Genomic DNA, 22,316 nt, shown 5'->3' with positions numbered 1-22,316 from the left:
AGAAACAATGGATAAAAAAGAGAAATGAGCTGATTCTATTCTATGAAAAAAATCGTTTTGGCCGGTGGAACTGGTTTTATCGGAACTTATCTTACGAAAAAATTCACGAATGAGCAGCAAACACAAGTACTTATGATATCCCGACAGCAGGGCCATATCGCATGGAACGATCAAGAAGCTATCGTTGCTGCCCTGGAGGGGGCGGATATGCTGATTAATTTAGCAGGTAAATCGGTCAATTGCCGTTACGGTGAGAAAAATAAGGAGCTTATACTGAAATCAAGAATAGATACAACGAATATACTCGGCAGCGCCATCGAGGCATGCCATACTCCTCCAAGTACATGGTTTAATTCCAGTACGGCCACGATTTATCGCCATGCCGAAGATAAGCCGATGACGGAGGAGAAGGGCGAAATCGGCTCGGGCTTCTCCGTCGAGGTTGCCAAGGAATGGGAGCATGCTTTCTTCTCATTTTCGCTGCCTCAAACAAGACAAATCGCCTTGCGTATTGCCATCGTGCTGGGGCCGGGCGGCGGCGTCATGGCTCCTTATGTTAACTTGGTAAAATACGGACTTGGTGGCGTTCAAGGTACGGGCAAGCAAAAGTTCAGCTGGATCCACGTGGAGGATTTGTACCGCATGATTCTGTTTTTACAAGAGAGGGCAGAGCTGAGCGGGGTTTTCAACTGTGCGTCTCCATATCCGGTTACGAATAAGGAACTGATGGAGCAGCTTCGGCTTACATTGAATCGCAGAATGGGATTGCCGTCACCTAGATGGCTGCTTGAGCTGGGCGCCCGGCTTATTCAAACCGAAACGGAACTCGTGCTGAAGAGCCGTTGGGTTATTCCGGACAGACTCTGCAAGGCAGGTTTTCATTTTACATACGATACGCTGAATAAAGCACTGGCTGACATCTTGAAGCGATAAGGGGATTCTGACGCGCCTCGTGGTTTTCGCATCGTAAAAAATGATTGCATATGGAAACGGGACGGATAGAATGAGTTTATTAGATGAGAGAGGGAGTGTCCTTTAATGAACCCTGCGTTTTCCATAATAGAGGTCGATTCATTAGAAACCGACATGCATCATCAATTAACGGAATTATTGATTCGGGTAGTAGAAAATGGGGCATCGGTAGGATTTTTAGCTCCGCTGTCTTACGATGAAGCTTACGCTTACTGGGAGGATGTACTTGGCCCAGGGGTTACCCTGTGGGTTGCCGTGCAGGATGGGCAGACGATCGGCACGGTTCAGCTGCAGTACGCCATGAAGGCGAATGGTAGACACCGGGCAGAGGTAGCGAAACTAATGGTGGATCCTGCGTCCCGTCGCGGCGGCATCGGCAGAGCGTTGATGCTGCATCTGGAGCCGAAAGCCAAGCAAGAGGCTAGAACTTTGCTGGTCTTAGATACCCGGGAGGGGGACCCTTCCAACAAGCTGTATCAGTCTCTGGGTTACATCCAAGCTGGAGTCATACCTGATTTTGCCCTATCCTCTAACGGCGAACTGGACGGGACGGTGCTGTATTACAAACGTATCTGAGCCACGAAGCGGAGGAGTTGGATGGATCGAGAAGAGCGATTTTATCGTAAATGGACGGCGATTCGGGAGAAGGGAAAAGGCAAATTCGTGCTTTCCCGAGGACTGGCTCACGGCATGTTTTTATATGCTGTATGGGCTGCTGCGACCTGGCTCCTTGATCAGGACAAGTTTACGCCGGAACATTTTGTAGCGAGATACTATTATTATTTTCCAATCTATATGATTGTCGGTTTCATCATTTCTAGCGGAGCATGGAGAGGCCAAAACACCCGTTATGACAATTTGACCCGGTCTTATGAGAAACAGCGGAAGAAGAACTTGCCGTAGCGGCGAGTTCTTTTTTTTGAAGGTATGAGAAAATGGTATACTGTTTTTTAGCAGTAAATAGAGAAGGGATTGTGGTTATGGGTTACCAGCTGACCGAACGGGTGATCAAACTATTATGCGGAAAGACCTCCTACGATCGTGGCGGGGTTTTATATAGAGATGGACATGTAACGATGCTGAAACAAGATCCGGACACTCGAACATACAAGGCGGAAGTGACGGATCAGGAGTCGGGTATCGCCTATGCCGAGATTGACTCGAACGGGGATGTATTCACCGAATGCAGCTGTATCGATTATGGATTCTCCCGGAAGCGGTGCAGACATATTGCGGCTCTGCTCCTGAACATCCGTGATATTGAGCAAACGGTAGAAGCTCCAATGCGCCCCTATCCATCGTTATTACATCCTTCTGGTAGTGGAAATACAGAAGACGGGCAATTAACGCCGCGGTACTCCCCGGAGCATGAGAGAAGCTCGGACGAAGGGGAACAGGATGCGCGGCTCAGCAGCCAGCTGCTCGGATTGTTCTCTTATTCTGCTGGCCGGAGGGCTACGGCAGCGTCCAGGTTTGACACCCGAGAAGTTCTGGAGATGGAGTTCATCTTCAAGTTATATCCTTACGGAAATCGGAAATACTTGTTCGGCGTTGAACTGCGAATAGGGAAGAAACGATTGTACATTGTACAGCGGATTCGAGAGTTTCTGGCGTGTGTAAAACACGGCAAAACCTGCATGTTCACGAAGAATTTTACGTACGATCCGGAGCTGCACAGCTTTAAAAAGGAGGATGATGATATTCTTCAGGAGCTGATTCGTGTGTACGAGCATGAGAGCATGTTTAAACAGTCACTGGACATGTATGCTCCGCATGGCAAACTCGGAAGCGGTGACCGCATGCTGATTATTCCTCCCAATTTTTGGCCCCAAGTAAGGGAACGATTGTCCCATTCGAACCATTCCCTGTTGTCTTTGGACGGGATCCTCACGGATAAGCTGGAATTCGTTCAAGGTCCGATCCCCCTTCAATTCGAGTTTGATGAAGCCGGGGATGATCACTACCTGATGAAGATCGATGGACTGGAGCGAATGATCGTTCTGGAAGGTTACGGACTCGTCATTGTGGACGGTAAGCTCATTCATCTTGAATTGGATGCTTGCAGAAGACTCTCCGAGATGAAACAGCTGCTTGAGAATGCGAATAAACCGCATATCCGGATTCAACCTGAGATGATGGAATCCATTATGGAGCGGGTGGTTCCGGGACTGATGAAGCTTGGAAGTGTCCATGTGGCACAGACTGTATCTGATCGCATTGTCAAAACGCCTTTAAAAGCGAAGCTTTATCTGGACCGGGTGCGTGGCCGGCTTTTGGCCGGACTCGAATTTCAATACGGAGAAATCACCATTAATCCGTTGGAGGGACATCGCGCTATACGCAGCAGCAGCTCGATCCTCGTTCGCGACGGAGAGCAGGAGCAGCGGATTCTTGAGCTCATGGAGAACGCCTCCTTTGCCAAGACCGATGGCGGTTTTTTCATGAACGATGAGGATGCCGAATACGATTTCCTGTATCATACGATCCCGCAGCTGGAGAAGCTGCTGGTTGTTTATGCAACGACGGCTGTGAAGGAACGGGTACTTACTGAACCGATGGGAGCTAAGGTGCGGGTGGAGGTCGACGAACGGACGGACTGGCTTGAATTGAAGTTTGATATGGAGGGGATTCGGGAAGCTGAGATCCGGGAGATCGTCAAATCGCTTGAAGAAAAACGCAAATATCACCGGTTGCGAAACGGCGCGCTGCTTCCGCTGGAAAGCGCCGAGTTCCAGGCAATGGTTGCCTTAATGAACCGGGTAGGGCCTTGGTTATACGAAGGGGAGGGCAAGCCGTTCAAAATGCCGGCAGTCCAAGGACTTCAGCTGCTGGATTGGGAAGATTCGGGATCAACGGTCCAGCTTGGCCGATCCTTGCGCCGAATGCTGCAGCATGTGAAGAATCCGGATCATTTGGATTTTGCCGTGCCGCCGAGCCTCGAAACGGTCCTCCGGGATTATCAGAAGTTTGGTTTCCAATGGATGAAGACGATGGCCCACTACCGCTTCGGCGGCATCTTGGCCGATGATATGGGCCTCGGTAAAACGATTCAGAGCATTGCTTTCATTCTGTCCGTACTTCCGGAGATCAGAGAACGTAACGAACCTGCGCTCATCGTGGCGCCGGCCTCTCTGCTCTATAACTGGCATAATGAGCTCCAGAAGTTTGCGCCCGAGATCAAGGCCGTCATTGCCGATGGTACGCAGACCGAGCGGGCTAAAATCATACAGAATGCGGGGAACGCTGATGTGATCATTACTTCTTATCCGCTGCTCCGCAGGGACGTTGAGCGCTATGCGAAGCTGCCGTTTTTAACGTTAATACTGGATGAAGCCCAATTCTTCAAAAATTACACAACGCAAACGGCTCAGGTTGTCAAAACGCTGCACGCCCGTTATCGATTTGCGCTGACAGGTACCCCGGTCGAGAACCGACTGGAGGAACTATGGTCCATATATGATGCCGTTTTCCCGGCACTCTTTGGAGATCGAAAAGCGTTTCAGGAATTGCCGAAAGAAACCGTGGTGAGGCGGGTGCGTCCTTTCCTGCTTCGCAGGCTGAAATCGGATGTGCTCAAGGAGCTGCCGGAGAAGATCGAGACGGTTCAGGCATCGGGCCTACTGATCGAACAGAAGAAGCTGTATACCGCCTATCTTGCGAAGTTAAGGCAGGAGACGCTCAAGCATTTGGCGCAGGATGGCTTTCAGAAAAGCCGGATTCGCATCCTGGCGGGCATTACCCGTCTGCGCCAGATCTGCTGTCACCCGGCCCTTTTCGTGGAAGGCTATGAGGGCAGTTCGGCCAAGTTTGAGCAGCTACTGGAAACCATTGAAGAATGTCGTCTAGCGGGAAGACGGATGCTGGTCTTCTCCCAGTTTACGGGGATGCTGAATCTGATTGCTGGGGAGCTTGGATATCGGGGGATCCCATTTTTCTACTTGGATGGACAGACTCCGGCATCGGAGCGAGTGGAGCTGTGCGAACGCTTCAACGAGGGCGAACGGGAAGTGTTCCTCATCTCGCTGAAGGCAGGCGGAACGGGGCTGAACCTGACTGGGGCCGATACGGTGATCTTGTATGACCTGTGGTGGAATCCGGCTGTGGAGCAGCAGGCGATGGACCGGGCACATCGCATCGGACAGAAGAAGGTTGTGCAGGTGATACGGCTGGTGGCTCAGGATACCATCGAGGATAAAATGGTCGCCCTGCAGCAGAAGAAGAAGGATCTGATCGAGGAACTGGTTCAGCCGGGAGAAGAGTCGCTTCCAAGCTGGACCGAGGCGGAAATCCGGGAGCTGCTGACGCTTCAGGGTTAAGCCTCTAAGTGCGGATGGGCGCAGGGGATAAACGCTGATATAATAGCTGTATGTGATTTATGTAACGTATACTCCAGTTATAGAATAGGACGGTTTTCGGGATGATATCTTTTGTACTAACGTTAAAACGTCTCTTCAGCGGTCTGTTTCGAGCGTTTAAGCAGCGGTATTTTGTAGCACTGTTTGTACTGATTGTCATTATGCTGATATCGGGCACGATGTTTTATACCAGGCAGGAAGGGTTATCGGTGCTGGATGCTCTGTATTTCTGCGTAGTGACTTTGAGCACGGTAGGTCATCCGGATTTCGTGCCGCAGACACCGCTCGGTAAAACATTCACGATGGTCTATATTGTCGTCGGTACGGGTTTGTTCCTTGGGATGGCCGGACAATTGGCGTATGCCTTAATCCGAACGAATCAAAGGGATGAGAAGGACTGAAAGAATTCCTCATGGAAAAAAGGAACAGCTTTGCGTTTGAACGGGGACCCGATTTGGGGAAAGTTCATAGAAACCGTCCTGGAAATAGCCAGCAAGTTAGATGGCCTCGAATTCGTCGAGGTCATCTTTTTTATGTCCACTGATATCACTTTAGTTGAGCTGCTTCCCCTACTGGACTGTTAAGGCAAAATAAAAGCTGGCGCGTCCCTGCTCCAGAGGCCATGTACAATGAATTTCGTACAGGTACGAGCCGGGTTCTGTCGGTACGGTATATCCGTCGATATCAGGATCCGTCAGGTTTAGGATGGTGAAGCCATCTATTCCTTCGGGTGGCGTTGTCTGAATGTCGGTACCGCCTGTGACGGCAACCGGCGCCATATCCTCGAGCTTGGGCGGAGCCGCATCCGTTGTCACGCAGTTATTTCTGTTGCACCAGGAGTAACCACTACGCCGAAGCGGGATTTCTGTACCCTCGATCACCACCTTGGGCAACGGAGGTTCGGCAGATTTTACCCACAGGGTTTGGATGGCTTTGCGGGCATTTTCCTTTGAGATCGGTTTTGAATTCTCTGACCTCGATCCGACATAATAGCCCGTACCGAACACAACGATTAGCAGGATTACATATAGAACCGATCGGGTTTTCTTCATGTAATAAAGCCCCCTTAATATATCACTCGTCTCATAATCAGGCGGAAAATATGTTATAATTTTGAAATCAAACACTTCCATTATAAACCAATCGTGGGTAGCAGGCGTTATATATATGAGAAGAAATCGAAGAGGGATGAATCTATGACACTAAAATGGTTGGATTGGGCAAAAGAGATACAGGCGATCAGCCAGGCCGGACTGGAATATACGAGGGATGTCTATGACAAGGAACGGTTTGAGCAGCTAAGGGATCTCAGCATCAAGATCATGCAGGAGTATACCGAAGCAGGCGACGAGAAGATCCGTACGCTCTTTGCGAGTGAAACCGGATACCAAACGCCGAAGATGGACGTCCGTGGCGTTATTTTTCAAGAGGGGAAGCTACTTCTGGTGAAGGAAAAGGCCGACGGAGCTTGGGCATTGCCGGGAGGATGGGCGGACATCGGTCTATCGCCTGCCGAGGTTGTTGTGAAGGAAGTGAAGGAAGAAGCGGGTTATGAGGTACGCGCAACGAGATTACTGGCTGTATTGGATAAGAAGTTTCATAACCATCCGCCTTCGGCCTTCCATGTGTACAAAATGTTCATTCAGTGCGACATTACAGGCGGAACTGCAGGTGTGGGGACCGAGACGTCCGCGGTCGGTTTTTTCGCGCAGGACGAACTGCCTCCGCTGTCTGAGGAACGAAATACCAAGGAACAACTGCAGCGAATCTTCGAGTTCGAGAAACAGCCTCATCTGCCAACCTGGCTGGATTAAACCATATAACAAAGGAGCGTAGACAATGTGAAGGGTTTTAAAATTTATAAGGACGTACCGGATGAAGCGGAAATGAAACGCAGGTATAATGGACGGATTAATATTTTCTTTTTTACTGCATTTCTTATCTTTTGCGTGATCATCGTTCGCATGGCCATATTGCAGTTCGTTGAGGGACCTGAGCTGGCGAGTCAGGAAACCGGTGGAGAACAGAAGCACTTCCCGCTGCAGCCGATCCGGGGATCCATCATCGATGCGTCCGGCACCAAGCTTGCTTATTCTACGGCTTCAAACTCTTTATATATCACGCTCATGAAGGATTACAGCAAGAAGACGGACAAGGGAAAAGCGAACAGGCCGGAAGCCGAAGAGATGGCGAAGCGGATCGTCCAGGCGTTTAACAAGTATGGGGACCCCAAGGCGGAACCGATAACGGTGAAGAAAGTGATTGATGACCTGGATTTGGAATATAACAAGCAGCATGGTTATGAACCCAGACGCATCAAGACGGATTTGACGAAGGAAGAGATCGCTTATTTCATGGAGAACCGCGCCAAGTTCCCCGGCGTCCAGATTGTGGAGGAGAATGTAAGGCATTATGATCCGGATACGGTTGCCGTTCAGACGATCGGATACTTGCGGAAGTTCGGAGGCTCTAAATCCGTAAAGGATTATGAGGTTATCGATCAAAGCAATAAGGATCAGGATAATCCCGGCTTGATCTACACGGAAGAAGAGTCGGTGGGGTATGACGGATTGGAACGGATGTATCAAGAAGAACTGCGCGGCAAGAGCGGATATCTCAGCATTCCGATTAATCCGCAGAATATGGTGGATGGCGTTCCGACGATGGTTGCTCCCGAAAAAGGCCTCAATATCCATACCACGGTCCATAAAGACATTCAGCTTGCGACAGAGCAGGCCATTATGGATCAGCTTCAATATCTTCATACTCATCCGGTATCGGGTAAGCTGCATAAGGATGCCTTAACTGGATATGCGGTCGCCATGGAGGTGGATACCGGTAATGTAGTGGCGATGGCCAGCATGCCGGATTACGACCCGAATGAAGGGTTAGACATTGATGCGTCAGGAAACGGCACGATCACGATATACGGTTCAGGCAGATCGGGAAACGGGTTTGAATCGATGATTTTCCTCGGTTCTGTTATTAAACCGCTGACGGTGCTGATCGGGCTTAATGAGGGGTTATTTGGCATTAATGACACTTATCCTGATCAAGGGTACGCCACCATAGGTCGGGAAGGAAGCGAAACGAGAATTTCCAACTCGAGCGGTCATCGAAACGGACCCATCAAACCGCAGTTAGCGATTCAGCAATCCTCGAATGCTTTTATGATTGATATGATTGGCAAAAGGCTAGTCAGCAAGTATGGCGGGGAGAAGGGCGTTACGGTCTGGGATGAATATATGGAGAAGTTTGGTCTTGGCGTCGTAACGGGGAGCGGCTTGCCCAACGAGCATAAAGGACTGAAAAATTATACCGATACAAAAGCAGCGGGAAGTAATCTGGCGGCGTTAGCCTACGCTTCCTTCGGTCAGCAGGGTAAATACACCCCTCTACAGCTTGCTCAATACACCGTCATGCTGGCGAATGAAGGCAAGCGGGTCAAGCCGCAGCTAGTCAGCAAAGTCACGGATCAGGATGGCAACGTGGTCAAGGAATTCGGGCGCGAGGTCCTGAACGAGGTCGAATTTCCTAAAACATACTGGCAGACCATTAAGCGGGGGATGAATACGCAGGGGCTGGCCGCATTCGATGATTTTAAATATGACTTTGCCCGTAAAACGGGAACCTCCGAGCAGGAGGCTAAGGTAAATGGAAGATGGCAAAAGATTGATAACGGCGTCTTCATCGCCTTTGCTCCGCGAGATAATCCGAAGCTGGCAGTTGCCGTCGTTGTGCCGGAGGGCGGCTTCGGCTCGCAAAGCGCCGCGCCGATTGCGAGGAAGATATTCGACGCTTATGACGAAGTCTACGGACTTGATGGAACACCGCATCCGAAGAAGACAGAAGAGCAGAAGGACAGCACTCAAGACGAGACAGGAGACAATAGATAAGAAGTGTAGTCGCAGAATCGTGAAGATTAGCGATGGGAGTCGGAGCGATTAAACCAATGATATTGGATGAAAGTATATTGGGTGCAGTCGCTGCTAATCGATTATTTTTCAATACCATTCGCTTGTGAGATGCAAATAACAATAGGCAGGATGCAGAGGCAAACTTAATCCTCTCCAATCCTGCCTTTTTTTGTATGCATTTAATCAATAAGGATTGTCCTTGATCTTCAGCACTTCTGCGAGAAAGGTTAATGCCAGGCCTTGACCCCATCCTTGTATCCGCTTATCGGGCACACCTCTGTATCCCGCGGCGTCCTTCATGACGGCCGTTCCCGCGGAAACGCCGGTTACGGTTCCATCTTCGGTGATCTTGGACAAAATGCCGTCAATCGACTTCTGCGTGTATTTATTGTAGATACGTCCTTTGGTCAGAAGGGCGGCGGCGATGCCGGCTGAGCCGGACGTTTCCAGCGGAGATTGCGGATCGGTCGTAATCGTATGCCACAGACCGGATTCATGCTGCAGCCGGACCAGGGCGCTGAGTTGGTCGCGCAGCGAGCCTTCGATGATCATGAAGGACGGATGCGTGACCGGCACAAGCTCCAGGGCACGAGCCATCGTGATGGCGGCCCAGGCATTGCCCCGGCACCAGAACACGCCGGACATATGGTTGCCGGCGATGTTGTCCCAGCCGTGGTAATACAGATTCGTGACGGGATCCTGCAGGCAATCCTCATGGCCGTGATACTGCTTCAAACCATCCTCGAAATAATCCTCCCGGTCGAGCAGCACGCCGATCCGAAGCAGGAAGTAGCCTGCCATGAACATCGTATCGACCCACGCCTGCTCCGGAAATGTTATACGTTTCGGAGTTCACCGTATGCTGAAAGATGCCGCTGCCGAAACGCAGCGCATCATGCGTCAGAAACTCGGCCATTTCCTTGGCCGTTTCGATATACCGCTCGTCCTCATAGACCTCGTATAAGGTTAACAGAGAGTGGCCGATGGAGACGCCGTTGACGGACAGCTTGGGCAGTCCATCCTCCATATTTTCGTCGACCCAGGCTTTTAGCTGTTCCAGATACTCCTTCTTACCGGTGGCCTTGTAGGCTTCGCATACCCCGTAAAAAGCAACCCCGCCCGGCCAATCCCAGCTGAAATTCATGCGAAAGGTACGGTCAACCACGCGGTCTATGACAAACTCAATCTGTTGATCATCAAATACAAGTGCAGGCATTGTTAGAAACTCCCTTCATATTCAATTGCGTCAATGTGTTTGAACTACCCTTTCAAACCCGTCGTGCTGATCCCTTCCACGATGTATTTCTGGAAGATAAAGAAGACGATGACAACTGGAAGCAGCGATAAGGTAGCCATGGCAAACATGCCGCCCCAGTTATTAAGCGATTCCCCGTCAAGGAACAGCTTCAAGGCAAGTGACACCGGGTATTTCTCCGGATTGTTCAAGTAAATGAGCGGATTGATAAAGTCATCCCATCTCCAGTAGAAGGAGAAGATCGAACATGTAATGAGAGCGGGCACGATCAGCGGCACAACAACCCGGAAGAATATCCCGTACTTGCTGCATCCGTCAATTTTGGCGGCTTCGTCCAGTTCCTTCGGAATGGTGCGGATGAATTGCATGATCAGGAAGATAAAGAACGGAATGCCGAAGAATTGGGGAACAATTAACGGCTTAAAGGAAGACAGCCAGCCAAATTTGGCGAACATCACATATTGCGGAACGATCACAACATCATGGGGCAGCATCATCGTAATCATCATGCAGGCGAACCAGAACTGCTGGCCGAAGAACTTGGTCCGAGCCAGACCGAAGGCGACAAGCGCGGAGGAAGCAACGGCACCGATGGTGGATATGATGACAATGATAAAAGAATTTTTAAAGAAGGTACCGAAGGTAGTCCCGGCGAATCCCTTCCACCCTGTAGCATAATTTGAGAACTCCAGCCGACTCGGAATCAGGCTGTAAGCCGTCGTGAATATTTCATGGTTGGGTTTGAGCGAGCTTGCCACCAGCCATAGAATCGGATAGGTCATGCCGAGTGCGAACAATCCGACCAGCAAATGGTAGAGAACACGTCTGGATTTGGTCATAATCGTCAATCTCCTTTCGACTCGTAATGAACCCAGCGGGTGGATGATCTGAAGATGAGCAAGGTCAGGACACCAACGATAATGAGCATGATCCAGGCAAGCGCTGACGCGTAACCCATTTCAAAATGCGAGAACGCCTTGCGGTACAAGTAAAGCGAATAGAGCAGCGTTTGATCGAGCGGTCCGCCTTCGCCGCGCGAAATAATGTAGGCGGGGGTGAAGGTTAGGAACGCCGAAATCGTCTGAAGTGTCAGATTGAACAAAATAATCGGGCTGAGCATTGGCAGCGTAATTTTGAAAAAGCGATGGACCGCGTTCGCGCCGTCCACGCTGGCAGCTTCATAGTAATCTTTCGGGATATTTTTTAAACCAGCCAGAAAAATAATCATCGAGGAACCGAACTGCCAGATGGACAATGCGATCAACGTCCAAAGCGCCGTGCTCGGACTCCCGATCCAAGAGGTCGTGGAATGAATCCCGAAGAGGGACAGGGCAGAATTCACAAGTCCCTTGTCACCGAAGATCTGCTGCCACATGATAGCCACGGCCACACTTCCGCCGATAAGAGAAGGCAGGTAGAAGGCGGAGCGGTACAGTCCCACCGCCTTGGTTGCGGTATTCAGAATCATGGCAACAAAGAGAGCGAAGATGAGACGGAGAGGGACGCTGGCGAATACATAGGTGAATGTGACCTGAAACGACTTGCCGATCTTGTCGTCCTCCAGAAACAGCCGCTCATAATTCCCGAGGCCCAACCATCTTGGTGCCTCCATCAAATTGTAATTGGTGAACGAATAATACAGGGACGACAGGATTGGATATAAGGTAAAGATGAGAAAACCAAGAACGAACGGTGCTGAAAACACGTAACCGGTGATATGCTCGTTCTCACGGAGCCTCTTCATAGACTTCAACCCCTACGATTCAAATTTGGTTGCGCCCCGTGCAGGGGTCACGGATGTAAAAAGGCATCTCTCGCACGGGAAAGACGTGCTGGAGATGCCTTGTCTAGCCGTATCCTGGTTATTGCTGGGATCTGGCCAAGATGGCATTCGCTTCCTTGCGGAACTCGGCCGCGGCATCTTCGATCGAGATTTTCTTGAACAGAATACGTTCACTGAGATCTCGCAGCAGCTTCTCAATCTCCACCGCGCCAATCGGGTTAGGAGGATCGCCTGGCGTGCTGTTGGCCTCAGCCCAAGTGACATAGTCGAAAATTTTAGCTTCATTCTCCGAGAGGAGCGGCTTGAGCGCTTCCTTCACTTTGGCAGAGACAGGAACGCCGCGCTCGCCCTTAATCAGCTTGTTGGCTTCAATATCATTGATGAAGAAGCTGATGAATTTAGCGGCTTCCTCTTTGTGCTTGGAGGTTTCGGTGACCGAGAAGTACATCGAAGGTTTCAAGAAGAGACCGTCCTTCGTTCCAGGCCCGGGCATCGGATTAAGCTCCAATGGACGATCGGTGACCAGATTGGCCACAGCAAGGAACTGGTTGGACCAGCCGGTGCCCGATATGGAGTTCCCAAGGACGATTTCATCCTCTTCCGCTACGCCTTTTTTCTGAGCTTCCTTGTCCAGAGACAGGATATATCCGTTGTCGTACCATTTCTGGTAGCGGGTGAAATAATCGATAAAGGGCTGGTCGTCGCTGTATCCGATCGTTTTACCGTCAGCGCTGTACATCTTCTGGCCGATGGTTCTTAGGTAGTACGGAAAGAAGACGTCATGCCGGTAGGCAAAACCTCCGATTTGCAGGCCTTTTTCTTTGGCTTGGGCGCCCATTGTGTCCATGTCATCCCAAGTCCATTCCTTGGATGGAATATCGATGCCGTTCTTCTTCATCGTCTCAACGTCAAATGTGGTTTGGAGTGCGTTCACGCCGAGGTTCATGGCAACCAGCTTGCTGTTGACCTCTCCGCCGCTCAGCGCATTTTCGCTGACGTCAGCGACATCCAGCACGCCGCTCTCGCTGAACGGCTTCAAATCCGCCAGCTGATTCCGGCCTGCATATTGATTCAGATAGGAGATGTCCATTTGAATAATGTCCGGGAGTCCGCCAGCCACTGCTTGGGGAGCGAGCTTTTTCCAGTAGTCATCAAATGGGGCGTACTCAGGCTCAATCGTGACATGCGGATTCTGGGACTCGTACAATTCAATGACCTTCAAGGTATAATCATGCCGGGACTGGCCGCCCCACCAGGCAATGCGGAGTTTGACCGGATCCTTGCTATCGCTTGCAGCTGCTGGCGGTGTCTCCGTTCCGGTTCCGCTGCTGGCCGGTGGTTCGGCAGCGCCGCCACCCGAACAGCCGATCAAGCTTCCGATTAGGGAAAACATCAGAACCGCGTTTAACACTTTTTTCATTCCATTTCCTCCCCTTTGTTGATGGACCACAAATCATTGCTTCAAATGTTAGTGCTTACATTCCCAATTATCTTGTTTTCGCGGGGAAAGAGTAAGGAAAAAAACCGTGCAATTTGTTTAAAAAGCAGAGATGTACGTACAAGTTAATCACTCTTTTTCATATATTCGGAGGGTGTACACCCCATCTGTTTTTTGAATACCTGGCTGAAATATTGAGGATTATCGCCGAAACCGAGCCGTTCTGCCAATTCAAAAATCTTGATATCGGGATCGATCATCATCATTTCGGTTGCGCGCTTCATCCGCAGCTTCATCGTGTAATTGGAGAATTTCTCGCCAGTCTCCTTCTTGAACAGCTTGCCAAGATAGTCAGCGTTCATATACAGCATGTCGTTTGCCACCAGATTGAGCGTAAGCTCCGAGTTGTCCAGCTGCTCCTCGATAATCTTAATCACCTTGCGAACGATGGCATTATATTTGACTTTGTTTTGCTCGAAGTTTCGCAACGTGATTTCCCGTACTGTTTCTTCCAAGAAAGATTGAATGGCTTGAAGCGTACTCATCTCGGCGATCTCCGGAATCCGTCCATAGCGTTCTTGCATCTGATCCGGGTCGGTTAGACGGATAAGAGATACATACTGCTGAATGAGATAGGATTTGGTCATGTCGATACTCAGCTGTGCACGCTTCAACTCCTGAATGAATTCGGCCAGGGCAAGCTCCGCTTCGTTGCGGTGGCCGGATCGGACCGGCATGCAGAGACGTTCCTCATCGAGGACAAACGTTCCTTCCAAGCCGCCAGCATGAAGCGTATCTTCCGTGGTGATCATTCCGCTCTCATCCAGATAGAACCGGTAATTCAGACATTGCAGCGTATCCCGGTAGAGCTTCCGCGCCAGGGTAACAAGTCCAGGATCGCTGATCGCGATCGTGACGTCCATTTTGTAATACTGTTTAAAAGTGCAGCGGATATCCTGGAGCTGCTGATGAAGCCGCTGCTGATCATGGTGGTTCTCGATTAGCACCAGAACATGCTGCCCGATCGTCGTACTCAGCAGCGTGGTGTCCAACAGATCCTCGGCGATGTTCTTCACGGCGAATTGATGCTCGTATTCGACAATGCCCTCCAGTTGGAACAACAGCAGACGGACGGGCTGATCGAAATTATATTCGAACAGGCTGCGGTACTCCTCCAGGTCATGGCGTCCATAGGTTTTGTTGGTGACAAACTCTTTGAGCACCTGTTCTTTGACATGAGGGAGCACCTTGCGGAGACGGCCTTTCATCTCCTGGATAAATGATTCCTTGTTTTGGTTCAGGATCAGCTCGTCAGTGACCTCTTTCAGCGCTCCTCCAATCTTGACCTCGTCGGTCGGCTTGAGCAGGTAATGCTTGACTCCGTACTGCATGGCACGGTTTGCATACTCAAATTCGCCGAAACCGGACAGCAGCACGAATTTGATATGAGGATGGGAGGCATGGGTTTTGGCTACGAGCTCAAGCCCATCCAGTCCGGGCATGCGAATATCGCATACGACGATATCCGGGCTCTCCCTGACGATTTTTTCATACGCCTGAATTCCGTTCTGGGCGGTACCGGCCAGCTCGGTTCGGTATGCCGACCAATCCACCATCAGTGATATGCCGTCCAGAATAATTCGTTCATCGTCCACAAGCAGAACTTTATACATCCGAATCCCTCCGTTATTTAGGTAATGACAGCATCACCCGGGTCCCAAGCCCCGATCCGCTGTCGATGGTTAACCCGTAGTGCTCGCCAAAAGCCAGCTTGATCCGTTCATCGATATTTAACAGTCCGATCCCGTTACCGCTGGTGACCATTTCGCCGCTTCGCAATTGCATCAGGGTGTCCGGCGCCATGCCGGGACCGTCATCCTCCACGATAACGCAGAACGCGGAAGGGGTCTCCTTGCAGGACAACGTAATTCGGCAAGGGTTAACAGAAGGCTCCAGCGCATAATGAATCGCATTTTCGAGCAGGGGCTGAAGGGACAGCTTTGGAATTTTGCGCTGTAAATCCTGCTCCTTCACATCCATCGTGAAATCTAGGCGGTCTTCAAATCGGAATTTCTGAATAATGACGTAGTTCCTGACAATCTCCAGCTCTTCTCCCAGTGTCAGAATCGGCTCCTTCAAGCTGACGGAATTCCGAAGAAGGAAGGCTAAGGCTTGCACCATGTCGGAGATTTGGGTTTGCTTGTTCATCTTCGCCAGCCAGTTCACGGATTCCAGCGTGTTATACAGAAAGTGGGGGTTGATTTGCGCTTGCAGCGCTTTGAACTCGGTCTCTTTGATTAACAGCCGGTTCGAGTAGTTCTCGGTAATCAGCGCGTTGATTCTCTCGATCATGAGGCGGAATGTCCGATGCAGCAGTCCCAGCTCGTTCATGGCGACAGGGGCAGCGTCCAGAGGCAGCACGTTGGCTTCTGCAAAGTTTCCTTTTTCCGCGAGCTTCATCCGGGCGATGAGACTCTCGATGGGACGTGTCAGGCCTCGGCTGAATCGGATACCGAGCAGGATCGCAACCGCGAAAATAACGGTAAACACGATAATGACCAGCTCTTTGATGAATATGATTTGCTTGAAGGTTTGATTAAAGGGCGTGACATTCATATACGTCCATCCGGTATTGCCTGATCGGTTATGTGCGATGAAGTAGGTATGGCCATCCATTTCACGGGTGAGGTACCCGTTACCGGATGACAGGGAGGATTGAATGACAGCCGGATCGAAGTGCGGCGTTGCGGGATAGATGACATCCGTACCCGAAGTCACAATTAGGTCGCCTTCCCCACCGGCGGATTTCCGGACGATTTTGTCCATATTGATACGAATAATGATGGTTCCCAAGTAGTTAAGGTCGAATAAGGTTCCAGAGTAGGATCTTATTTCCCGGGAAAGTAGAAGAGCCGAATCCGTTTCGTCCGGGTATACCCAGCGTTCTTCTCCATCCGCATCTCTGGCAAGCTGTAGAATTAACTCCTTTTTAGTGGGATGAATCGGGACGACACTGCCAACGTCCTGCTGTTTATCGTAGGAATCGATCAGGTGGATCGAATAGAGCATCGCTCGGAGCCTACATAATTCAGGAGGCGGTCCACCAGATGCTGCCGCAGGATGAGGCGGTCATAATCGGAGTCGCTCCCGGCAATGGAACGTAACATATTTTGAATCTGGGTATCGGTAATGATGTTGAAGGATAACTGTTCGATCCGCTCGAGCTCTGACTCAATCGCAGAGGAGGACAGGTGTAAGACCTGGGATGATTTGAGGTACAACTGCTCGTCGTAAATGGAGAAGGCATACTGTTGGACGATGACGGCGAAGGTAAATGCCATGGCAACGATTAAGCTGATAAGAAGGGAAAGCTTGTTTTTGATTTTCATGTTTTTATAAATCGTTATCCATTTTTGCACAGCAACGTCTCCTTGCGCTGGTCCTAAAATGTTGTGTACACATTATGTACCGGGTTGTAAACGCTGTCAATACAAGCGCCGTTATTCCAACACCTGGAATAATGAATGAGACTTTGCTTATATAGTCGGTTATTTGAACGAGGAGAACGGTTATTTGATTTTACGTTCGGAGGCTCCTAATCCATAATGGATTAGACGAAATTTTAACCAGTTGGGTCCTGAAGGAACCAAACCGTGTTTGGGGGAGGGCAGGGGAGTTTCTTCTGTTTCCGCAGGGCGTCATGGACTCAATAGTGCGGTGCGATCCGATTGGCCGGCATAGTGGTTGGCGGTTGAAGGCGCTTGGACTCCAGCGGTTGTCTCTATTTCTACGCCAACATGAAGGGGCGGAACGTTAAAGGAACTTTCGGAGTCCATAGCGAATGTATTATTATTTAAGCACCCTAAATCATGAACTGGGAGGAGTGAAACGCATGTCAACAGGTGAAAAACAATGGATTATTCCGGACGGGTATATCCCTCCTGGAAGCAGCGGAGACTTAACCAGTCATGAATCCGTCTGTGTCTTGAATTTATCCGAGCAGGATGTTGTGGTTACGATTCATGCTTACTTTGAGGATCGAGACCCATTACTGGGAATGGAAACCATCGTACCAGCTAGAAGAACCAAACACATACGAACCAGCTCCCTTCGAACGGAGAACGGGCACGGTATTCCACCAGGTATTCCCTATGCGATGGAAGTTACGAGCACTGCACCCGTATTTGTTCAATACAGCCGTCTCGATTCGACTCAGGCCGAGAATGCCTTGATGAGTGTCATGGCGTATCCGGTAACCCGATCCTAAGGAAGGTGATTGTATGGCACAGAATGTAATATATACCTCAGAGCCGCCTGAGGATTTTCGTCAACTGGAAGTTTTGTATGCTTCGCTTGGTTGGAACTCTATTCATCTATCCGTTACCGAAGCGAACTCATTCATCGGCTGTCCCATAATCTTTGACCGTTATTTTCACCTCACACTTGATCGGAACCTCACTAAAGGTTTGATCCCAATCTTTTTTGACTGCTTTCCATACATGAGGATACTTAATTCTCAATTTGTTTCCGAAGCCGGCAACGTCCGTTCGGTATTCATGTTGAATTTTATCGAGTACGGTCTCTACTAGACGTTCCACATCTTCTTCAATCATTTTTTCCACTTTTTTCAAAAAGCTAGTTTCAATGGTTTTCTCCGAAACCACCCAATGCTCGGCAATTCTTCCTTCGGACTCGATTTTTAAATCAAACGAGATGTTGTTCCCATCCACATGAGGTTCAATTTTACTTTTCATTGACAAAACTTCGTATATAAGTGGCTCACCTGTCTTTTTATCAAAGCTTTTAACTAAACCGCCTTTCCCTTTTCCGGTTATCAACGTTATGCCCTGTATTTCTTTTTCATTCAAAAAACCACGTAGTTTTCTTGTTTTTCCTTCAATGACGGCTGCTCCACTAAATTTTGTTTCTCCATTCAGCGAGACAACATTTTGTAAAAGAAAGCTGGCTCCTGAATGCAGCTTCCCTTCTATTTTGGTAAGTGTAGTTGGAGGCAAAATCTTGGTGCTTCTTTCGTGCCCGTGTGTCATTTCAACGAGTCCAAATCCTGGAATATCCATCGGTTTTTTCGATTCTAATGTTTTACTCGCACCGTTTTGAGCGATGAGAAGGAGGGCGCTTGGTCTCATTTCCTGCTCCCTATTATAAAAATCCAAAATCCTTTGCAGATCCAAAGTACGTGCAAGATCCCCTCCAATGATGATCACTTTTGAATGTTCAGCAAAGGCTCGCTTGTCGATTCTTAATATCATATTACGTAAGGTCGGCAGGATCGCGTCTCCAGTTTCAGTAACGTTGATATAAGCTTTTTGATGTGATGAACTGCTTTTTGTTTCTTTACCTGTGGTCTCTGCGGTGACAAATTGATTGGTTATCGTAATTCGATCCCGTTGAGGATGCCAGCCTGCTTGTCCCGCTGACTCTTCCTGCGCCCCCTCCTGTTTTTCCAAATCCAATGAAGTGCCTACAATAAGGCCCAAATCTTCGATTTCTTTATTGCTCCAGCATCCTGTAAGAGGTAGGAGTATAAGAAGCAACAGCGTACTCATGAGGATCCGTATCGTGATTCGCTTCAAGCTTTTCCACCTCTCAATTTCGATACCAGAAGTAAGATTATTGGCAGTACAGCAAATAATAATAACGCGACATTGCCGATGAAATCCCCAAGCTTAAAGAGGTCATTGATATTTTTGGGAGTCATGGAAATGATGTAAATAACCGGGATCAAGCCATATATAAATGGATGAATCTTCTTTTTGAACAGCTGCGCCAGCCCTAGAGCAGCCGCATAGTAGGTGATGGTAAAGGTAGTGAATATTTGCATAATCCATATCACAAGCAGCAAAGATTCAAACCGTTCAAAGATCAGACCGGGGATTTCAAAACTACGCATTAGATCGAGTGTAGGCCATGTACTCGTGACCACTCCATCGATAGAAAGGGCTCCTATGACGATGACAACGGTGATGACGTAAAAGAGCAAAGGGATGGATAGTCCGATTAGAACAACTTTTACGGCTTTGTCCGGCTGTTTCATAAACGCTACAAGGAGCAGCATAATTTCGGGTCCTAAAAATGCTAGAGCAGTTGTCTTTATTCCTTTTAGCATGGGGCCAATGCCCAACCCTAATACGGGACGGAGATTATCAAGCTCAAATATGCCTAAACTCAAAAAGGCAACCAGTAAAAAAATGATGATCGTAATAGGGAATATGATTTCAAACAAACGGGCGATCGTGTTTAATCCGCCTATGATCAGATAGAGACCTATCCACATAAACGGCAGGATGATGGCCCAGGTGGGGGTAGCTTCCAGCAAAAAAAGGCCGGTTACTTCTGCCATGGTTCTAACTTCATATGCAGAAATGGTAAAAAAGTAGCCGATAACAAATAAACTAAGGAACCCGCCTACCCATTTTCCTACAATTTCTTGGTTATATTGATAAAAGGTTTTTTCAGGAAATCGCTTGTTTAATTTCACGATGATCACCCCTACGAGCATTGCGATCATCCCGCCCAAAATAACGGTGATCCACACATCGGGTGTTTTCACCTTCTCCACAGATGTGCGGGGGAGGGTGAGGATCCCGGCAGCAAGAATATAATTGACGAGGATAACCGCTGCTTGCGAAGTCGTAATTTGTTCTTTTGAACTACCTATCATGTTGGTTTATTTCCTTTCATAGGGAGCTATCCTTAGCTGATGGAATCTTTCTTATGTATCGCCTTCCGAAGGCGTTTCATCTTCAGAAGTGGCATACGAATCATAAAGTCTTTCCAATCACTTGCTCGATAAGGAACGATCGGAGTGATAAAGGGAACACCAAAACTCTTCAACCTTACTAAATGGCTGCAAAGGAAAAGGAAAAACAGAACGACCCCATATAATCCAAACACAGCAGCGAAAAACATGGCTACAAAACGAAGCATGCGAAACGTAATTCCAGCGCTGTATTGAGGGATGGCAAAGGAAGAAATGGCAGTTAACGCCACCACGATCACCATAATTGGGCTGACAATCCCCGCTCGTACGGCTGCTTCCCCTATGACCAATCCACCGACGATGCCCATGGCTGGACCAATGGGTTTCGGCAATCGCAGGCCACCCTCCCGCAGAATCTCGATCGCTACTTCCATGATCAGTGCTTCGATTATGGCGGGAAACGGTACGCCTTCTCTCGTGCCCATGATAGACAAGGCCAGTTTGGTTGGGATCATCCCCTGGTGAAACGAGACAAACGAAATATACAAGGAGGGTCCAAAAAGCGATATAAGGGCCGCGAAATAACGCAATAGGCGAATGAGAAAACTCGGTAACCAACGATCATAATAGTCCTCTGGTGTATGCAGCATCATACTTAATGAAACCGGAACGATCAAAGCGAAAGGCGTCCCATCTAACAAGATTGCAACTCGTCCTTCCATCAAGGCACTGTAAACGCGGTCGGGACGCTCCGTATTCTGTACTTGTGTAAAAGGACTGAGGTAATTATCCTCGATCAGCTGCTCTACATAGCCTGATTCCGGTACATCATCTATCTTTATTTTTTTGATTCTTTCCTGGACCTCTTCCACCAAAGCAGGGTCAGCCATATCTTTGATATAGGCGATGACAAGTTCTTTTTTTGAACGTAGTCCTACTTGAAACTTGATGATGGATAAGTTGTAGTTCTCACCATGCTGTCGTAAAAGGGCCGTATTATCACTTAACGATTCTGTGAAACCTACCCGTGGGCCTCTAACCAATGGTTCCGAAGAAGGTTCTTCAATATTGCGTGATTTGTCTTTGGTTGTACCGAGAATGAGTACATTCTGCACGCCATCCACTAGCAGTGCGGTTGAACCTGTCAATATTTTGGACACCAAATCTTTTACATGATGTGTTTCTGTTACTTCACTAATGGTAAGAACTTGATTTTTAATAAACTCTTTAGAAACGGTTCCTTGCACAAAAGATGGATCCTGATTATTTTTTTCGCAGAAGCCCACCATAAGAGATTTCATGATGTGTTTGTCGATAAGTTCTTTATTCGACAGTCCATCTACGAAAATGATGGCTGCGCAAATGCCCGTGCCTCCTATATGAAACTCCCTAAAGTGCACATCGGAGTTATGGCCGATTTCTTTTCTTACCAATTCAAGATCCAAGGCGAAATTCCCCGTAAAATGCTCTAATGAGGCTGGAGCAGAACTCAATGTTTTGGTTTTTTCATTCTCATGTTGTTTCATTGTTGATACCCGCCATTTCCTCAGTCTTCCTTTGAGTTATGAATCCATTTAAAAAACCTTGAGATCATATACGGAATTACAAATGCGATGAAACCCTGCATAAAAACTTTCCAATCCGGAAGGTAGGAAAGCACCATTTTCCACATGTTGATCCCCCTGTTAAGGCAACATTAACGTCGTTTAAACATAAGCCTCTATAGTTCCATTATGATCTAAGCAACAACCGTTTAAACTTAAAGCATCCACGATACGGGAGTACATTAGATCATTGAAAAGTTTGGCTTGGCCAAGTCGCTGGATACGGGGGAGGGAAATAATGTTAAAATAACATCAGCCGGGTAGCTTGATG

General features: G+C 48.8%; 18 protein-coding genes and 1 pseudogene. 8 read left to right on the top strand and 11 right to left on the bottom strand.

Annotated elements, in window-relative coordinates; translation table 11 throughout:
* Positions 1-42 precede the first annotated feature (42 nt).
* The 5 genes from ABEW73_RS00300 (at position 43) to ABEW73_RS00280 (ending at position 5,728) form a co-directional block, all read left to right on the top strand.
* Positions 43-933, top strand: coding sequence for a TIGR01777 family oxidoreductase (locus tag ABEW73_RS00300; protein ID WP_430172829.1), 891 nt, complete (start codon positions 43-45; stop codon positions 931-933).
* A gap of 105 nt (positions 934-1,038) precedes the next feature.
* Positions 1,039-1,548 carry an N-acetyltransferase family protein gene (locus tag ABEW73_RS00295; protein WP_430172832.1) on the top strand — a complete coding sequence of 170 codons (510 nt, stop codon included), beginning with the start codon at positions 1,039-1,041 and terminating at the stop codon, positions 1,546-1,548.
* 21 nt (positions 1,549-1,569) lie between these two features.
* Complete coding sequence (locus ABEW73_RS00290) at positions 1,570-1,875, top strand: hypothetical protein (protein WP_430172834.1); 306 nt, start codon at positions 1,570-1,572, stop codon at positions 1,873-1,875.
* Between the two features lie 77 nt (positions 1,876-1,952).
* Positions 1,953-5,288, top strand: coding sequence for an SNF2 helicase associated domain-containing protein (locus tag ABEW73_RS00285; protein WP_430172836.1), 3,336 nt, complete (start codon positions 1,953-1,955; stop codon positions 5,286-5,288).
* A 101-nt stretch (positions 5,289-5,389) separates the two neighbouring features.
* Entirely contained in the window at positions 5,390-5,728 is a 339-nt protein-coding gene (locus ABEW73_RS00280) for a potassium channel family protein (RefSeq protein WP_430172838.1), read from the top strand.
* Positions 5,729-5,896: 168 nt separating this feature from the next.
* Here ABEW73_RS00280 and ABEW73_RS00275 read toward each other — a convergent pair whose 3' ends face one another.
* Positions 5,897-6,379, bottom strand: coding sequence for a hypothetical protein (locus ABEW73_RS00275; RefSeq protein ID WP_430172840.1), 483 nt, complete (start codon positions 6,377-6,379; stop codon positions 5,897-5,899).
* Between the two features lie 144 nt (positions 6,380-6,523).
* Here ABEW73_RS00275 and ABEW73_RS00270 point away from each other — a divergent pair, with 144 nt between their 5' ends.
* Both ABEW73_RS00270 and ABEW73_RS00265 read left to right on the top strand, forming a co-directional pair.
* A complete protein-coding gene (locus ABEW73_RS00270; RefSeq protein WP_430172842.1) occupies positions 6,524-7,141 on the top strand; it encodes an NUDIX hydrolase in 618 nt (205 codons plus the stop codon).
* A 27-nt stretch (positions 7,142-7,168) separates the two neighbouring features.
* On the top strand, positions 7,169-9,223 hold the full coding sequence (locus tag ABEW73_RS00265; RefSeq protein ID WP_430172844.1) for a peptidoglycan D,D-transpeptidase FtsI family protein: 2,055 nt from the start codon (positions 7,169-7,171) through the stop codon (positions 9,221-9,223).
* Positions 9,224-9,427: 204 nt separating this feature from the next.
* Here ABEW73_RS00265 and ABEW73_RS00260 read toward each other — a convergent pair.
* From ABEW73_RS00260 to ABEW73_RS00230, 7 genes and pseudogenes are all read right to left on the bottom strand, one after another.
* Positions 9,428-10,460: pseudogene (locus ABEW73_RS00260) on the bottom strand (glycoside hydrolase family 88/105 protein).
* Positions 10,461-10,504: 44 nt separating this feature from the next.
* Positions 10,505-11,338: a carbohydrate ABC transporter permease gene (locus tag ABEW73_RS00255; RefSeq protein WP_430172846.1), complete on the bottom strand. Its 834-nt coding sequence runs from the start codon at positions 11,336-11,338 to the stop codon at positions 10,505-10,507.
* A 5-nt stretch (positions 11,339-11,343) separates the two neighbouring features.
* Positions 11,344-12,243 carry a carbohydrate ABC transporter permease gene (locus tag ABEW73_RS00250; RefSeq protein ID WP_430172848.1) on the bottom strand — a complete coding sequence of 300 codons (900 nt, stop codon included), beginning with the start codon at positions 12,241-12,243 and terminating at the stop codon, positions 11,344-11,346.
* Between the two features lie 118 nt (positions 12,244-12,361).
* On the bottom strand, positions 12,362-13,702 hold the full coding sequence (locus ABEW73_RS00245) for an ABC transporter substrate-binding protein (RefSeq protein ID WP_430172850.1): 1,341 nt from the start codon (positions 13,700-13,702) through the stop codon (positions 12,362-12,364).
* A gap of 143 nt (positions 13,703-13,845) precedes the next feature.
* Complete coding sequence (locus tag ABEW73_RS00240) at positions 13,846-15,393, bottom strand: response regulator transcription factor (protein ID WP_430172852.1); 1,548 nt, start codon at positions 15,391-15,393, stop codon at positions 13,846-13,848.
* Between the two features lie 13 nt (positions 15,394-15,406).
* The gene (locus tag ABEW73_RS00235) at positions 15,407-16,789 is read right to left on the bottom strand and encodes a sensor histidine kinase (protein WP_430172854.1); all 1,383 of its coding nucleotides are present in this window, start codon (positions 16,787-16,789) and stop codon (positions 15,407-15,409) included.
* Positions 16,768-17,139 carry a hypothetical protein gene (locus ABEW73_RS00230; protein ID WP_430172856.1) on the bottom strand — a complete coding sequence of 124 codons (372 nt, stop codon included), beginning with the start codon at positions 17,137-17,139 and terminating at the stop codon, positions 16,768-16,770. The genes ABEW73_RS00235 and ABEW73_RS00230 overlap by 22 nt, the downstream gene beginning before the upstream one ends.
* 473 nt (positions 17,140-17,612) lie before the next feature.
* Here ABEW73_RS00230 and ABEW73_RS00225 point away from each other — a divergent pair, with 473 nt between their 5' ends.
* On the top strand, positions 17,613-17,987 hold the full coding sequence (locus ABEW73_RS00225) for a sensory rhodopsin transducer (RefSeq protein ID WP_430172858.1): 375 nt from the start codon (positions 17,613-17,615) through the stop codon (positions 17,985-17,987).
* 127 nt (positions 17,988-18,114) lie between these two features.
* On the opposite strand, the gene ABEW73_RS00220 is transcribed toward ABEW73_RS00225, so the two are convergent.
* Genes ABEW73_RS00220 through ABEW73_RS00210 form a run of 3 tightly spaced genes read right to left on the bottom strand, consistent with a single transcriptional unit; the run spans position 18,115 to position 21,967 of the window.
* Entirely contained in the window at positions 18,115-19,314 is a 1,200-nt protein-coding gene (locus ABEW73_RS00220; protein ID WP_430172860.1) for a Ger(x)C family spore germination protein, read from the bottom strand.
* Positions 19,311-20,402, bottom strand: a complete 1,092-nt coding sequence (locus ABEW73_RS00215; protein WP_430172862.1) for a spore germination protein — start codon at positions 20,400-20,402, stop codon at positions 19,311-19,313. Before ABEW73_RS00215 ends, ABEW73_RS00220 begins: the two co-directional genes overlap by 4 nt.
* A gap of 32 nt (positions 20,403-20,434) precedes the next feature.
* Positions 20,435-21,967, bottom strand: a complete 1,533-nt coding sequence (locus tag ABEW73_RS00210) for a spore germination protein (RefSeq protein ID WP_430172864.1) — start codon at positions 21,965-21,967, stop codon at positions 20,435-20,437.
* Positions 21,968-22,316 lie beyond the last annotated feature (349 nt).

Origin of the sequence: Paenibacillus lautus (assembly GCF_050482385.1) — a bacterium.
Lineage (GTDB): Bacteria > Bacillota > Bacilli > Paenibacillales > Paenibacillaceae > Paenibacillus_AQ > Paenibacillus_AQ lautus_B.
This window is presented reverse-complemented; position numbering and strand designations above follow the sequence as displayed.

Coding starts and splice junctions, on each gene's coding strand:
- ABEW73_RS00270 (WP_430172842.1), top strand. CDS start 6,524: ATGACACTAAAATGGTTGGATTGGGCAAAAGAGATACAGGCGATCAGC.
- ABEW73_RS00275 (WP_430172840.1), bottom strand. CDS start 6,379: ATGAAGAAAACCCGATCGGTTCTATATGTAATCCTGCTAATCGTTGTG.
- ABEW73_RS00300 (WP_430172829.1), top strand. CDS start 43: ATGAAAAAAATCGTTTTGGCCGGTGGAACTGGTTTTATCGGAACTTAT.
- ABEW73_RS00240 (WP_430172852.1), bottom strand. CDS start 15,393: ATGTATAAAGTTCTGCTTGTGGACGATGAACGAATTATTCTGGACGGC.
- ABEW73_RS00210 (WP_430172864.1), bottom strand. CDS start 21,967: ATGAAACAACATGAGAATGAAAAAACCAAAACATTGAGTTCTGCTCCA.
- ABEW73_RS00250 (WP_430172848.1), bottom strand. CDS start 12,243: ATGAAGAGGCTCCGTGAGAACGAGCATATCACCGGTTACGTGTTTTCA.
- ABEW73_RS00285 (WP_430172836.1), top strand. CDS start 1,953: ATGGGTTACCAGCTGACCGAACGGGTGATCAAACTATTATGCGGAAAG.
- ABEW73_RS00290 (WP_430172834.1), top strand. CDS start 1,570: ATGGATCGAGAAGAGCGATTTTATCGTAAATGGACGGCGATTCGGGAG.
- ABEW73_RS00235 (WP_430172854.1), bottom strand. CDS start 16,789: ATGCTCTATTCGATCCACCTGATCGATTCCTACGATAAACAGCAGGAC.
- ABEW73_RS00215 (WP_430172862.1), bottom strand. CDS start 20,402: ATGATAGGTAGTTCAAAAGAACAAATTACGACTTCGCAAGCAGCGGTT.
- ABEW73_RS00280 (WP_430172838.1), top strand. CDS start 5,390: ATGATATCTTTTGTACTAACGTTAAAACGTCTCTTCAGCGGTCTGTTT.
- ABEW73_RS00295 (WP_430172832.1), top strand. CDS start 1,039: ATGAACCCTGCGTTTTCCATAATAGAGGTCGATTCATTAGAAACCGAC.
- ABEW73_RS00255 (WP_430172846.1), bottom strand. CDS start 11,338: ATGACCAAATCCAGACGTGTTCTCTACCATTTGCTGGTCGGATTGTTC.
- ABEW73_RS00225 (WP_430172858.1), top strand. CDS start 17,613: ATGTCAACAGGTGAAAAACAATGGATTATTCCGGACGGGTATATCCCT.
- ABEW73_RS00245 (WP_430172850.1), bottom strand. CDS start 13,702: ATGAAAAAAGTGTTAAACGCGGTTCTGATGTTTTCCCTAATCGGAAGC.